The organism is Gordonia sp. QH-12, assembly GCF_001578675.1.
GTDB lineage: Bacteria > Actinomycetota > Actinomycetes > Mycobacteriales > Mycobacteriaceae > Gordonia > Gordonia sihwensis.
Window position 1 is genome coordinate 83,568 of the sequence record NZ_KQ969284.1, and the last position, 13,420, is coordinate 96,987.

The following is a 13,420-nucleotide window of genomic DNA, read 5'->3' on the forward strand; positions in this document are numbered from 1 at the left end:
CTTGGCATGATCGCGTGGGTTGCGGCGCATCCGTTGCGTTTTTTGTGGCTGAACGTTCCGATCGGACCGATGCCGTGACCGGCGGCGGGTACGTCGGCGACGCTGTGACGGCGGTCGACGCGGCGGCTGCCGAATTGCACCGGGCGTGTGATTGGCTGTTCGACGCCGTGGGGATCGAATCGATGGCGTTCAAATCAGGCCCGGCGGATCGGCGTTTCCGCCTGGATGCGGCCCGTGGTGCGCTCGATTTCCACCGGCTGGCGCTGCTGTCAATCGCGGCGACGCTGCGGGGCGTGTCGTGAACGCCGGTGATCCGCTTCGATCCGATTCGCCTGAACCGGATCGGATCGAATCGGATCGACTGTGCGAACAGTGCTCCGGCTCGATGGCTGGCCGCCGAACCGATGCCCGTTTCTGCTCGGACGCTTGCCGGAATTCCGCCGGTCGGGCGGCGCGTCGCGTCGTCCGCGACCATGCTCGATCTGTATCTGCAGGCCTTTCCGATCTCGCGGGGGTGGTGGCTGAGGTCGAGACTTCGTCGACGATCGTTGACGGGGACGCGGTGAAGGCCGCGGTTCGTGCCAACCTGGCTGCGGTGCTGAACGCCCCGACCGAGCGTTCAGTTCACGCACATCTGCTTCGGATCGAGTCGGACTACCGGAATGCTCTCGCGGCGGAACAGATTTCACACGAGGAGGCCCGGACAAAACTCCATGAGGTCGGCCTCGAACGGGACCGACTCGTCGCCGAATTGGACTCGACGAACGCGGAACTCGAGCGGGTGTGCGCTGACCTTCAGCGTCTCCAATCGGTCGATGACATTGCAGCGCAATTGAATTCGATGAAACTGGTCGTCGATCGCTTGGCAAGCTCTGGTGAGCATCTTCGACGTCGTGCGGCTCGTTCGGTGACGACGGGATACACGCGCGGCCGGCTTCGGGTGGTGTCGCTATGAATGGCGTCGGTAACAATCAGAAACGTTTCGGTAACGCCCGGAAACGTTTCGATCGTTTCGCCTTCCACCTGCCGCGCTGGGGCGAGCTTCGGCTTCCTGCGCGGATGACGGTCGCGACCCTGACGGTTGCTGCCTTGTTTGGCATCGGCGTACTGGCGGGCTTCCTGGCGGTGACCGTTGGCCGCACGGACGGTCCGGTGCCGGTGGCTAGGTCCGTCGTTGCGGTGCCTGCGGTGCGCGGATTCCAGCCTTGCCCGTTCGGGGCCGGTGACTGGAGTGACGGTCGACGGTGCGTACTGATCAACGTCGTGTCGTGCCCGTCCGATCCGGATCGGGATCAGCGGGCGTGGTTGGTGCGGGTGTTCGGCACTGAGGCCGAGGCCGGTTCGTGGTGGGTCCTGTGGGGTCCGACTGACGCGCCGATCCTCGGCTCCAACTGGTGCCAGCAGCAGGCTCTAAACGCAATTCATCTCGGGACTCCGCTTGTTTCCATGGCGAGCCCGATGTACGTGGAGGGATTTCGGAAGTGAATACACGTGATCTGGCCCTGATCGGGGCCTTGGCGAAGAGTGGCCGGCGTCCTCGCCGCGAGCGGGAACCACGCTACCGACTCCAGCGGCTCGCAACAGTCTTGGGCGACCGGATCGGTTGGACGGCATGGGGATTCGGCGTCGTGCTGCTGCTGTGGTTCGATGCCCCCGCATTGCTTGTGCTGATGTGGGTCTTGATGCTTGGTGTCCTGCTGTGGGTGCCACCGGTCCGGCTCGCGCTGCGGCGCTGGCGGCTACGACGGGTACAGGCTCGTTCGTGGACCGGTACTCCATGGGGTGTGCCGTCGATGGCGCAGGGGCTCGGGCTGACGACACCGGGTGGGCAGATTCCTCACCTGGCGCAGTATCGGTTCGCCGATTCGGGGCGACGACGGGACCTGACGTTCGTTTTGCCTCCAGGTCTGACGGTTGACGATTTTGCATCGAAGCGTTCAGCGATCGTCGACGCGTTCGGAGCGACCAGAGGGAAGGTCGGCCCCGCAGGGCCTGGGCGCGTAAAGCTTTTGCTCTTCGCTGTGGACCCGTTCGGTGAGACGAGCGACGTGGACTGGGCTAAGCCAGACGAGCCACGTGCCGATGATGTCCAGGCAGCGCATGTGGATCCAGCGGCGGACGCGGCACCGTGGTGGGACGAACCGTCGCCGACCCCTGAGACGGGCACGGATGATGGGAGCGACCGCGATGATTAGCGCGGATTCCATCGTCGTGAATGTGGGCGTTGACGAGTTCGGCGCTCCGATCAACCTCGATCTGCTCACGGGCGGACATGTTCTGATCTGCGGTGAGACACGATCGGGCAAGTCGGTTGCGACCTATGTTCTGCTGGGTGCGTTGGCGGGGCGCCCTGATGTTCGGGTCGTTGGAGTTGATCCGACCTCGTTGCTGCTGTCCCCGTTCCTTGACCGCCACCCTCATGAGCGGCTGATCGAACTGGGCACGAGTGACCCTGATCGGATGGTCGGTGTCCTCACCGACGTCGTTGCTGAGATGGATCGACGGCTCGGACTTCTTCGTGAACGAGGCTGGGACAAGTTCTCCAGAGTCTGCCCCGCGGAGCCACTTCTCGTGGTCGTCCTCGAAGAGCTTCCGGGGTCGATTCGCACTCTCGCTGGTGTCGACAAGGCGCGGGCATCCAAGCCCGCGGAACGCCTGGAGCCGAAGTTCAAGCTCCTGTTCGAGCGAATCGTGTCGGAGGCTGCGAAATGCGGCATCGTGGTCTGTTCGTTGGCACAGAGACCTGACGCCGATGTCCTGGGCGGCTACGCGCGATCGCAGCACCCGACCCGGCTGGGCTTCCGCGTCTCGAACTCCGAGGAACTTCGAATGATGTTCCCCTCGCTCGACCAGGACGAAGCGAAACGCGCGATGAGCCTCGAACCGGGCTGCGGATACGTACGGATTCCCGGCCCAGAAGGTCATCGAGCGTTCCGTGCGCACTTCGTCCCGTCATACACGCAGTACGTCGAGCGTGTTCGGGCGTTCCCGATCAAACGACTGGCAGGGATGGTGAGCGGCGATGAACTTCGATGAGGCGGTGATTTCGGCCCTGCGATCAAACCTGCGTGCAGCTGCAGACGTGGTCGAGCGCGACGGAGTTGGGGTCAGTGCAGCCCTTCGCTCGACCTCGACGATCGGCGTCGATCACTACGCGAACCGTGTGGTGTTGGGACGCAATGGGTTTGGAACCGAATGGCGACACGATCAGAAGCGCACATCAGATGAGTTGGCGGCAGTGTTGCGGACGGTGGAACCGACGATCGATGACGTGGAAGCTTTGGCCGGCACTTCTTGGCGGGAAGCTGCGGAGCTTGTACTAGCAGTGGCGTCCCTAGACGGAAACCAACTGGAGGCGATGGATGGGGATCGATCGATGTTCTGGGATCGAGCATGTTCGAACGCGTATGCCTTGGGTGAACAGGCGCAGTTGCCTCTTGCGGTGTCGGTGCGTCCTCCCTGGTGTGCCTGGCGAGGGGCAGCAGTAGCGGTACTCCTTACTCCGTTGATGTCGTTGTCAGGCAGCGTCTTTCGGGATTGGGACAGGCTGGTGTTGACTGCTCCAGCGTCACAGATGGGGTTGGTGTCATGATCTCCCAGTCTGGGCTTCTCGACGAGATTTCACCGGTCCTCGAGGACCTCCTGAACATTCACTATGAGCGTTCCGTGTCCTGGACACCTGCTCTGGTCGTGCCATGGGGCCGCGGTCGAGACTTCACCGACGATGAGCCTGACGTCGACTACACGACCGAGGAATCTGCGGTCGTGTCGTCGCTGATGTTGAACACACTGGCTGAGGACAACATCGTCTCTTTCGGCATCACCGCCGATCGTTGGGCCTCTCACGATGATGTACATCGGACGTGGGTCAACCGATGGGCAGCAGAGGAACAGCGGCATTCTTTCGCGCTGCGGTCCTATCTGTCGGTGTCCAGGCTCGTCGATCCGGTGTGGCTCGAACAGACACGGATGGCCGCCGTGTCAGCTGGTGTCAAGGCTGAGGACTTTGGATTCCAGTCGACTGACATCGACGCGGTCGGTATGCCACCGGGCGTTGTGAGTCTGTGGGTTTATCAGACTGTGCAGGAAGCGGCCACGCAGCTGTCCCACTCGCGGACGGCGAGACTCGCTCGGGACCCGTCGCTTCGGCGATTGTGCGGGCTCATGGCCGGTGATGAAGGTCACCATAAGCGGATGCTCAGCGGCCTGGTCAAGGCTTCGATGGAGATCGACCCGAACGCAACGATGCTGAGCGCCGAGGCAATCATTCGCCAGTTCCACATGCCGGGCATGGTTGGCGGTCTCCCAGGCACGAGGTCGCTCGTGGTGGAAGTCGCGAAAGCCGACATCCTTTCCCCGCGCGTCCACACCGATCTCGTGCTGGAGCCTCTCTACCGCGAATGGGAGCTCCTGACTGAGTCGGTTCACGGTGATGCGGCTCGCGCGCAGGACGAACTGGGGGAGTTTCTTGAGGGGCAGCGGCGGCGTCGGGACCGATTCGTGTCGCGACATCTGTCGGCGGATACATCGAGCGGTCATTTCGATACGGACTGCGCGGACATGAAAGGAAGATCATGAGTAGCTCGACTGCGAGCGCCGCAGACCCACTGTGGAACACGTCTGAGGCGAGCGGCTACCTGGGGGTAGCAGCCGCAACGATGAAGGACTGGCGTCTCCGAGGTCGGGGTCCTGAGTGGGTCAGGCTGACCGGTCAGATCGTGCGGTACCGAAAGTCGGCGATCGATAAGTGGCTTGCTGAGCAGACGGTAGAACCGGTGCGTCGGTTCGGTCGACGGTGATTGAGAAGCTCCCGAGCGGCAAATGGCGGGTGCGACTGTACGCGGGATCGGACTATGTAGCGTCTCGTACTTTCGCGCTGAAGCGCGACGCTCGAGACTGGGAAACACGCCAGAACCTACTGATCAAGTCTGGTTCGTGGAGCCACCCCGACGATGCATCGATGCTCTACCGCGACTGGCTCGATGAATGGCTGGCGATGCAAGGAGGGGCAGGCAAGACCAGGAGCAAACGGAAGTGGGCGGCCGGGTATGCACGCGACGCACTCGGCCGCCTTCCGCTGTCAGCGGTATCCCCCTCGCGCGTGAAGAAGACAGTCGCGGCCATTCGCGATGAGAAGTCACGAGACACCGCGTACCAGGTACTCGTCGTCATTCGGGGTTCAATGCGAGCAGCAGTCGATGAGGGGCTTCTGCCCCGGGATCCCACCGCGACAGTCAAGCTGCCCAAAGCCAGGCCGAACGAACCTCGACCACTGTCACATGTGGAGCTGTGGCGTCTATCAGAGATGATGTCGACTGAGGCCGACAGGATCATGATTCTCACGATGGGCTACTCAGGTCTGCGTTGGGGTGAGATTAGCGCTCTGCGGCCTGACCAGGTGTCAGAGCGCGGGTTGCGTGTGACTCACGCCTACTCAGAGGTCGACGGCAAACTGATTCTCGGCGACGTGAAGGACCATGAGGCTAGATCGGTCCCGCTGCCCACCCGAGTGCGTGACGAACTGCTTGTATGGGCTGACAAGCGTTCACGTCGTGATCTGCTGTTCGTGACCTCGCGAGAGACGCCGTACTACAACGGTAACTGGACTCGGAGCAAGCTCCGGCCGGCTGCAGCTCGTGCGGGACTGCCGAAGGTTACGCCGCATAACCTGCGGGACACCGCCGCGTCGTTGGCAATCGATGCTGGGGCGTCGGTGATGGCTGTCTCGCGGATGCTCGGACACGAGAACGCTTCAACCACGCTCACGCATTACGCGAGCCTGTTCCCCGACACTTTCGAAGGTCTGATCACTCGGCTCGACTCCGCGATCGAAGCGACATTGAGCTTCAAGGATGAGAACGGTGGTGAGCGGAGACAAGAGAAGGCGAACTAGACGACACATCCCCGACACGAACCCGTGCCGGGGACCATCGGGAGACAAGGTCGAAACCGTGTCTGACCTGCGGAGCCGCCTAGGAGAATCGAACTCCTGACCTATTCATTACGAGTGAATCGCTCTGCCGACTGAGCTAAGGCGGCGTGCCGTCTGACGACAGCGCTCATGATGGTACCGAGTCGTCAGCCTCGCAGGCAAAACGGGTGCTAGGAGGCCGATTCCGCGATGCGTCGGGTCTCCGCTGCGATCACCGCGCGACAATAGTCCGGGTCCAGGACCACGCCGAAGACGTCCGCGAGCAGGACCGGGAGCTCCGCGGGTTCGACGTCGCGGACCTGTGAGAGGCCGTCCGGTTTCTCCGTGGTCCAGGTGACCCCGTCGAGGGTCTCGTGTGTGCGTTCGTCGAAGCGCTGAACGAAGGATCGGGTGACGAACGGTGACCGGGGTGAAGTGGAGACGAAGTGATTGCCGACCGCGTAGTCGATCGGGAACTGCGGATCGAACGTGAACGCGTTGCGAGGGATCCACTCTTCGGCCCGCTGGGCGAGGACCCAGCGTGCGGTACCGAACAGGTCGCCGACCGGTGAAGAGGTGAGGCGGAAACCCCAGCCGTCCTGCTCCACCTCCGCGCCGTTCGCCAACGGGATCGGCTCGAGGGGGCCGCGGCCGAAGCCGACGTCACACAGGTATCGACTGCCGTCGTCGAACTCGACGGCGAGGAGCGCATGCGTCGCAGGCCGCGTCTCGGGGTCGCCGCCGAGAATCACCCGCCCGGACAGGGCTGTGAAGCGAAACCCGAGGCGTTCGAGTGCGGCGGCGAACAGCGCGACGTGCTCGAAGCAGTAACCGCCGCGCGCTTGCTCGACCAGCTTGCGCTGGACGGCAGCGATGTCGAGCGGAATCGGTCGGCCGACGATGATCTCGAGGTTCTCGAACGGGATGGACGTGACGTGGGCGCGATGGAGCTCGCGCAGCGCGTCGAGCGTCGGTACGGGCGGTGCGGCCGCACCGATCCTGTCCAGATACGCCGTGAAGTCGAGGCCGTCGCTGCACCAGAGGGACATGCGCCCCAGTCTGCCGGTGCGGCGACGGCCTCGGCCAGTGGATTTCGCTATCCGGCGACGCCCTCGGCGCGGGCCGCGGCGGCGACGGCCGCGGCCACAGCGGGAGCCACCCGCTCGTCGAGTGGGCTGGGCACGATGCGGTCAGCGGCCAGATCGTCGCCTACCACCGAGAGGATCGCCTCGGCGGCGGCGATCTTCATGCCCTCGGTGATACGGCGGGCGCCGGCGTCCAGCGCTCCGGCGAAGACGCCGGGGAAGGCGAGGACGTTGTTGATCTGATTCGGGAAGTCGCTGCGTCCGGTCGCGACGATCGCCGCATACTTGGCGGCCACGTCCGGATGGATCTCCGGGTCGGGATTCGACATCGCGAAGACGATCGCGTCGTCGGCCATCGAGGCGATGAGCTTCTCGTCGACGGTCCCCGCGGAGACGCCGAGGAAGACGTCGGCGCCGTCGAGGGCTTCGGCGACACCGCCGGTGAGCCCGCGCGGATTGCTCCATGCGGCGACCTCGTTCTTGTACTCGACCATGTCGGTGCGGTCGGTGCCGACGATGCCCTTGGAGTCGAGCACCACGATGTCATCCACGCCCGCGGCCTTGAGGATCTTGGCGCACGCCACCCCGGCCGCGCCGGCGCCCGAGACGACCACCTTGAGTCCGGCGAGCTCACGGCCCAGGAACCGGACCGCGCCCTTGAGGGCGGCGAGGACGACGATCGCCGTGCCGTGCTGGTCGTCGTGCATCACCGGGCAGTCGAGCGCCTCGATGACGCGGCGCTCGATCTCGAAGCAGCGCGGCGCGGAGATGTCCTCGAGGTTCACCGCGCCGAAGCTGGGCCGCAGCCGGACGAGCGTCTGGACGATCTCGTCGGGGTCGGTGGTGTCGAGAACCAGGGGGATGGAGTTCAGGCCCGCGAAGGTGCGGAACAGGGCGGCCTTGCCCTCCATGACCGGCAGCGAGGCGCGCGGGCCGATGTCGCCCAGCCCCAGGACGGCGGTGCCGTCCGACACCACCGCCACCAACCGGTCGGTCCAGGTGTAGTCGTTGACGAGTTCGGGTTCCCGGTGGATCGCGCGCGATACCTGCGCCACGCCGGGTGTGTAGGCGATCGAGAGATCGCGCTGGGTGGCGATGGGGGCGCTCAGTTCGACGGACAGTTTGCCGCCGCGGTGCGCGTCGAAGATCTCGTCGTCGGTGATGGGCATGTCGGTGGTCTCCGGCTCGCTCGGTGCAGCGATCGTCTCGTCTGCCGTACTGGTCACTGTCTCTCCTCGATGCGGACGCCGTTGTCCGTTGTCAGATCTGCTCCGCGGATGCTGCCGACACGCGCAGAGGTGAAGGGCGCCGCGGAGTGTGTGCAGCGTATTCGTCTCGGCGGCACGGTGGCGCCGAACAGTCGCGTCGTCGCGCAAGTCACATCGCGGGGAGGGTCGCTCGGCCGTCGACGGTGGCGGTGACGCCCGCGTCGAAGAGGATGGAGCCGACGCGGCACGGATGAGATTGTGCCATCGGCGCGCACGACCGGTGCACGCGCCTGCGGGGTCGCCTCCCCGATGCGGCCGTCGAGGCCGCCGAGTGCTAACATACAACTTGTGTCTATGACGTATTCATCTGCGGACCGAGTGTACGACGAGGTCAAGGAATTGATCCTGACCTGCGACCTTCCCGGCGGGGAGATGATCAGCGAGGGCGAGGTCGCCACTCGGTTCGAGGTGAGTCGCACACCGGTCCGCGAGGCCTTCCTACGGCTGGCCGCCGAGGGCTGGATGCGTCTGTACCCGAAGCGCGGCGCGCTCATCGTCCCGATCGGCGAAGGCGAGGCCCGGGACGTCCTCGACGCCCGTGTGCTGCTCGAGACCCACGCGATGGAGTCAGTGTCGGGCGACACCGTGGCCATCGCCGCACTGGTCGGCCGACTGGAGGACAACCTCTCGCAGCACCGGCTGGTGGATCCGGCCGACGCGTCGGAGTTCGCGCGGCTCGACGCCGAGTTCCACCAGCTGATCGTCGCCGCCGGGCGCAACGGGCTGTTGGCCGACTTCTACGTCTCGCTGGGCGAACGGCATCGTCGGATGACGGCCGAGCGACTGCGTCACGATCCCGGAATCACCGAACGCATCGTGGCCGATCACGCCGACCTCGCGCAGGTGGTCGGAGCGGCCGACGCCGCCCGTTTCGCGTCGCTGCTGACCGCACACCTCACCGGTGTCCACGGCACGGACGGAAGCGCGGCATGAGCGCGGCCGAACGCGCACGCGGCGCGGTCGCCGGGTGGCCCGCGGTCTCGCTGGCGGTCTTCACCGCGGCATTGGGCGGCAATGAGTTCACACCGCTGCTGGTCATGTACCGGACCGCATCGCAGATGTCGGCGGTGGTGGTGGACGCCCTGCTGTTCCTGTACGTGTTGGGCATCGTCCCGGCACTGCTGGTCGGCGGACCACTGTCGGATCGGCTCGGCCGCCGCGCGCTGATGCTGCCGTCGCCGGTGATCGCGGCGGCCGGGTCCATCCTCCTGGCGCTCGGCGAGCACTCGGTTCCGCTGTTGGCCGCCGGCCGCGTCCTGAGCGGTGTGGCGCTGGGTCTGGCGATGGCGGTCGGCGGAACGTGGATCAAGGAACTGTCGGACCGGGCGGGCGATCCGCCGTCGGCCGGTGCCCGACGCGCCGCGTTGAGCCTGACCGCGGGCTTCGGGGGCGGTGCCGGACTGGCGGCCGTGCTCGCGCAGTGGGCTCCGCTGCCGGGACAACTGTCGTACCTGGTCAACGTCGCACTCGCGGTGGCCTCGCTCGGTCTGATCCTGCGGACGCCGGAGACCCGGCCGCGTGCCTCGGACGGTCGGCTGCGGGACGCGATGCGCATTCCCTCGGCGATGAAACCGCGGTTCTGGCTGCTCGTGGCGCCGGTGGCGCCGTGGGTCTTCGGCGCCTGCGCGATGGCTTATGCGGTGATTCCCGCGATGATGACCGAACACACGCCCGGGACCGCGATCGCGTTCGCCGGCCTCTGCTGCGTCGCGGGACTCACGGCGGGCTTCTTCATCCAGACCCTCGGCAAGCGGATCGACCGCCCGGGGTCGGTGCGCACCCTGCTCGTGGCACTGGGTCTGGTGGCGGTGGGGATGGCGCTGGCGATCGTCGTCGTGCTGCACCCGTCGATCGCGCTGGCGGTGGTGACCGCCATCGTCCTGGGCTGCGGCTACGGCATGGCGCTCATCTCCTGCCTCATGGAGGTCCAGCGTCTCGCCGGACCCGACGATCTCGCCGGGCTCACCGCCGTCTTCTACACCCTGACCTATCTGGGATTCGCCTCGCCGGCTGTGATGGCCTGGGTCGTCGAGCGTTTCCCGTCGATCAGCTACCCCGAGATGTTCGGAGCGGGAATCGCGATGACCGCACTCGGGGCCGCGGTGGTCTCCCTCGCGAACCGCACGCGAGCGGCCGGTCCGCAGACCGTGGAGCCGGCCGAGCAGACCGTGGACCTCGAACGCGTCTGAAGCGGCTCCCGTACCCGCCCCGGGAGAGGGGGTGACATGATTTCGCGCATGGTTCCGACCAAGATCACCGGACCGCTGAACGCGGTGCTCGCGCGTCTGCCGGAGAGCGCCGCAGATCACCTCGTCCTCGGGTACCGGATGGTCCGCGCGATAGCGGTCAGCAATGTCAGCGACCGTGCGATGACCCTCGCGGCGCAGGCGTTCACCTCCATCCTCCCGGTGCTGTTGCTGCTGACCACGATTCCCGGAGACGGCGTCCTGGACCGAACGATCATGATGTTCAGCCTCGACGGACTCGTCCTGGGACACCCGGATTCGCCGGGGTCGTACGCGTCGTTCGGCATCGCGGGCGCCTTCATGACCATCGTGTCCGCGACTTCGCTCGCCCGCGCCCTCGACCGCATGTACGTCGGCGTCTGGGGTGTGCGGTCCACCGGGCTGCGCGGCTGGTGGCGGTGGCTCACCGTGGTCGCGGTACTCGCCCTCGCGACCACGGCGCAGGCGGTCGTCGTCCTCGACTACAACGAGGACGGCGGACGCATGGTGTTCGCGCTGATCTGGACCTTCGTCATCTGGATGCTGGCGTGGACCGCGGTCCCGCGGATTCTGACGGTGCGACAGCTGGCCGCACCCGACCTGTGGAGCATCGGCGCCCTGGCCGGCGCCGGACTGACGGTCTTCATGGCGATCACGCAGATCGGCTACGCGCAGGTCTTCCACTCCGCGCGCGCCTCGTTCGGATCGCTGGGCATGGTCTTCGCGGCCATCGGCTGGCTGTTCGTGTTCACCGCGATCGTCGTCGTCGCGACAGTTCTGGCACAGGTGATCCGCACGCCGAACGACGCGGACGACGCTTTGGTCGAGGAACCGGTGGAGCTGCGCTCCGACTACGCGTCCGGATAACCGTTCGGATTCTGCGACTGCCAGCGCCAGACGTCGGCGCACATGTCGTCGATGCCGCGGCCGGCGTGCCAGCCGAGTTCCCGATTCGCTTTCGACGGATCGGCCCAGTTCGCCGCCAGATCGCCCGGCCGGCGTGCGACCACCTCGTACGGAATCGTCCGGCCGCTGGCGCGCTCGAAGGCCGCGACCAACTGCAGCACCGACACCGGCTCACCGCTGCCCAGGTTCCACACCGACAGCGCGTCGGCGGTCTCACCAAGCCGGTCGAGTGCGGCGATGTGGCCGGCGGCCAGGTCCTCGACGTGGATGTAGTCGCGGACGCCGGTGCCGTCGACGGTGTCGTAGTCGTCGCCGAACACCGACAGCTTCTCCCTGCGTCCGACAGCCACCTGTGCGACGAAGGGCATCAGATTGTTCGGCAGCCCGTTCGGGTCCTCACCGATGCGGCCGCTGGCGTGCGCGCCGACCGGATTGAAGTAGCGCAACAGGGCGATCCGCCAGGAGTCGTCGGCGACGGCGAGATCGCGCAGCACCTGCTCGATCATCACCTTGGTCCAGCCGTACGGATTGTTCGCCGACGTCGGCATGTCCTCGGTGCGCTGGAGCACCGGGTTCTCGCCGTACACCGTGGCGGAGGAGGAGAAGACGAACTTCCGCACGCTGCGGGCGTCCATCGCGCGGAGCACGCTGAACGCGGTGTCGAGGTTGTTCCGGTAGTACTTCAGCGGCTCGGAGACCGATTCCCCGACCGCCTTGAATCCCGCGAAATGGATGACGGCGTCGATGTCCTCGGCGGCGAAGATCGCGGCGGTGGCCGCCTCGTCGGTCAGGTCCACGCGGTGCACCTTGATCGACTGTCCGCTCAGTTCCTCGAGCCGGTCGATCACCGCGGGCTTGGCGTTGCTGAAATCATCGGCGATCAGGACGTCGTGCCCCGCCGCCAGTAGTTGCAGGACGGTGTGCGAACCGATGTAGCCGGCGCCGCCGGTGACGAGTACGCGCATGAGTGTCGGGTCTCCGATCAATCGAGGATCTGCTGAGTCCGGGCGTAGGCGGCTTCCACGCCCTCCTTGTGCGGCGCCCACCAGTCGCGGTTCTCGCGGTACCACGCGATCGTCGCGGCGAGGCCGGAGGCGAAATCGGTGTACGCCGGCCGCCACCCGAGTTCGGTGCGGAGGCGGTGGGAGTCGATCGCGTACCGGCGGTCGTGGCCGGCGCGGTCGGTGACGAAGTCGAAGGCGTCGGCGGGCTGTCCGAGCGCGGTCAGAATCGCCTCGACCACCGTGCGGTTGTCGACCTCGCCGTCGGCGCCGATCAGATAGGTCTCACCGATCCGACCGCGGTCGACGACGGCCCAGACGGCGTCGTTGTGGTCGTCGACGTGGATCCAGTCGCGGACGTTGCGCCCGTCGCCGTAGAGCTTGGGCCGCACCCCGGTCAGCACGTTCGTGATCTGGCGCGGAATGAACTTCTCGATGTGCTGATACGGCCCGTAGTTGTTCGAGCAGTTCGAGATGGTGGCGGCGATGCCGAACGACCGGACCCACGCGCGGACCAGCATGTCGCTGCCGGCCTTCGTGGAGCTGTACGGGCTCGACGGGTTGTAGGCCGTCTCCTCGGTGAAACGCGTCGGATCGTCGAGATCGAGGTCGCCGTAGACCTCGTCGGTGCTGATGTGGTGGAGGCGCACGTCATGCCTACGGACTGCTTCGAGCAGCGTGTACGTGCCGACGAGGTTGGTCTGGACGAATGCCGACGGGTCGGCGAGCGAATTGTCGTTGTGCGATTCGGCCGCGAAGTTCACCACGAGATCCGATTCGGCGACGAGCGGATCGACGGTCGCGGCGTCGGCGATGTCGCCGCGGACCACGCGGATCCGGTCGGCCACCGGTTGCAGCGTCGACGGGTTCGCGGCGTAGGTGAACTTGTCGAGAACGGTCAGCTGGGCGTCGGGCCGGGTGGCCAGTGTCCGCAGCACGAAGTTGGCTCCGATGAAACCGGCTCCGCCGGTCACCAGCACTCGCATACGGGTTCCCCCGGATCCGGGCATCGCTGCCCCGTGGC

Annotated in this window: 16 protein-coding genes and 1 tRNA gene; 12 read left to right on the forward strand and 5 right to left on the reverse strand. The window is 66.0% G+C overall.

Translation table 11 applies throughout. The features are described 5' to 3' along the window. The first annotated feature begins 14 nt into the window (after window positions 1-14). The 9 genes from Y710_RS03875 to Y710_RS18405 are packed head-to-tail and all read left to right on the forward strand — an operon-like array spanning window position 15 to window position 5,893. Window positions 15-302, forward strand: a complete 288-nt coding sequence (locus tag Y710_RS03875; RefSeq protein ID WP_156479401.1) for a hypothetical protein — start codon at window positions 15-17, stop codon at window positions 300-302. Beyond that, complete coding sequence (locus Y710_RS18675; protein ID WP_156479402.1) at window positions 299-955, forward strand: hypothetical protein; 657 nt, start codon at window positions 299-301, stop codon at window positions 953-955. The genes Y710_RS03875 and Y710_RS18675 overlap by 4 nt, the downstream gene beginning before the upstream one ends. Next, entirely contained in the window at window positions 952-1,485 is a 534-nt protein-coding gene (locus Y710_RS03890) for a hypothetical protein (RefSeq protein WP_156479403.1), read from the forward strand. The genes Y710_RS18675 and Y710_RS03890 overlap by 4 nt, the downstream gene beginning before the upstream one ends. Further along, window positions 1,482-2,195 carry a hypothetical protein gene (locus Y710_RS18890; protein WP_197462906.1) on the forward strand — a complete coding sequence of 238 codons (714 nt, stop codon included), beginning with the start codon at window positions 1,482-1,484 and terminating at the stop codon, window positions 2,193-2,195. Before Y710_RS03890 ends, Y710_RS18890 begins: the two co-directional genes overlap by 4 nt. Further along, the gene (locus Y710_RS03895) at window positions 2,170-3,036 is read left to right on the forward strand and encodes an FtsK/SpoIIIE domain-containing protein (RefSeq protein WP_062366439.1); all 867 of its coding nucleotides are present in this window, start codon (window positions 2,170-2,172) and stop codon (window positions 3,034-3,036) included. Before Y710_RS18890 ends, Y710_RS03895 begins: the two co-directional genes overlap by 26 nt. Beyond that, complete coding sequence (locus tag Y710_RS18680) at window positions 3,023-3,592, forward strand: hypothetical protein (protein WP_156479405.1); 570 nt, start codon at window positions 3,023-3,025, stop codon at window positions 3,590-3,592. Before Y710_RS03895 ends, Y710_RS18680 begins: the two co-directional genes overlap by 14 nt. Next, window positions 3,589-4,578 carry an acyl-ACP desaturase gene (locus Y710_RS03900; protein ID WP_062366441.1) on the forward strand — a complete coding sequence of 330 codons (990 nt, stop codon included), beginning with the start codon at window positions 3,589-3,591 and terminating at the stop codon, window positions 4,576-4,578. The genes Y710_RS18680 and Y710_RS03900 overlap by 4 nt, the downstream gene beginning before the upstream one ends. Beyond that, window positions 4,575-4,799 (forward strand): helix-turn-helix transcriptional regulator, encoded by a 225-nt coding sequence (locus tag Y710_RS19230; RefSeq protein WP_082781254.1) that lies wholly within the window; start codon window positions 4,575-4,577, stop codon window positions 4,797-4,799. The genes Y710_RS03900 and Y710_RS19230 overlap by 4 nt, the downstream gene beginning before the upstream one ends. Then, window positions 4,796-5,893, forward strand: coding sequence for a tyrosine-type recombinase/integrase (locus tag Y710_RS18405; RefSeq protein ID WP_082781255.1), 1,098 nt, complete (start codon window positions 4,796-4,798; stop codon window positions 5,891-5,893). The genes Y710_RS19230 and Y710_RS18405 overlap by 4 nt, the downstream gene beginning before the upstream one ends. 73 nt (window positions 5,894-5,966) lie before the next feature. Here the strand turns inward: Y710_RS18405 and Y710_RS03910 are convergent. The 3 genes from Y710_RS03910 to Y710_RS03920 all read right to left on the reverse strand — a co-directional run bounded on the left by Y710_RS03910 (window position 5,967) and on the right by Y710_RS03920 (window position 8,165). After that, window positions 5,967-6,039, reverse strand: a tRNA-Thr gene (locus tag Y710_RS03910). Window positions 6,040-6,102: 63 nt separating this feature from the next. Then, window positions 6,103-6,960 carry an arylamine N-acetyltransferase family protein gene (locus Y710_RS03915; protein ID WP_062366444.1) on the reverse strand — a complete coding sequence of 286 codons (858 nt, stop codon included), beginning with the start codon at window positions 6,958-6,960 and terminating at the stop codon, window positions 6,103-6,105. 47 nt (window positions 6,961-7,007) lie between these two features. Beyond that, window positions 7,008-8,165, reverse strand: a complete 1,158-nt coding sequence (locus Y710_RS03920; protein WP_231875672.1) for an NAD(P)-dependent malic enzyme — start codon at window positions 8,163-8,165, stop codon at window positions 7,008-7,010. Window positions 8,166-8,558: 393 nt separating this feature from the next. On the opposite strand from Y710_RS03920, the gene Y710_RS03925 reads away from it, so the two are divergent. From Y710_RS03925 to Y710_RS03935, 3 genes are read left to right on the forward strand one after another with little or no spacing between them, the layout of a single operon-like run. Further along, window positions 8,559-9,197 (forward strand): GntR family transcriptional regulator, encoded by a 639-nt coding sequence (locus tag Y710_RS03925; protein WP_006897970.1) that lies wholly within the window; start codon window positions 8,559-8,561, stop codon window positions 9,195-9,197. Beyond that, entirely contained in the window at window positions 9,194-10,453 is a 1,260-nt protein-coding gene (locus Y710_RS03930; RefSeq protein WP_045539638.1) for an MFS transporter, read from the forward strand. The genes Y710_RS03925 and Y710_RS03930 overlap by 4 nt, the downstream gene beginning before the upstream one ends. Before the next feature lie 48 nt (window positions 10,454-10,501). Continuing rightward, window positions 10,502-11,356, forward strand: coding sequence for a YihY/virulence factor BrkB family protein (locus Y710_RS03935; RefSeq protein WP_006897972.1), 855 nt, complete (start codon window positions 10,502-10,504; stop codon window positions 11,354-11,356). Here the strand turns inward: Y710_RS03935 and galE are convergent. Continuing rightward, window positions 11,341-12,360, reverse strand: a complete 1,020-nt coding sequence (gene galE / locus Y710_RS03940; protein ID WP_045539640.1) for a UDP-glucose 4-epimerase GalE — start codon at window positions 12,358-12,360, stop codon at window positions 11,341-11,343. The genes Y710_RS03935 and galE overlap by 16 nt on opposite strands. 17 nt (window positions 12,361-12,377) lie before the next feature. Continuing rightward, window positions 12,378-13,382 (reverse strand): dTDP-glucose 4,6-dehydratase, encoded by a 1,005-nt coding sequence (gene rfbB, locus Y710_RS03945; RefSeq protein WP_006897974.1) that lies wholly within the window; start codon window positions 13,380-13,382, stop codon window positions 12,378-12,380. Between the last annotated feature and the right edge of the window lie 38 nt (window positions 13,383-13,420).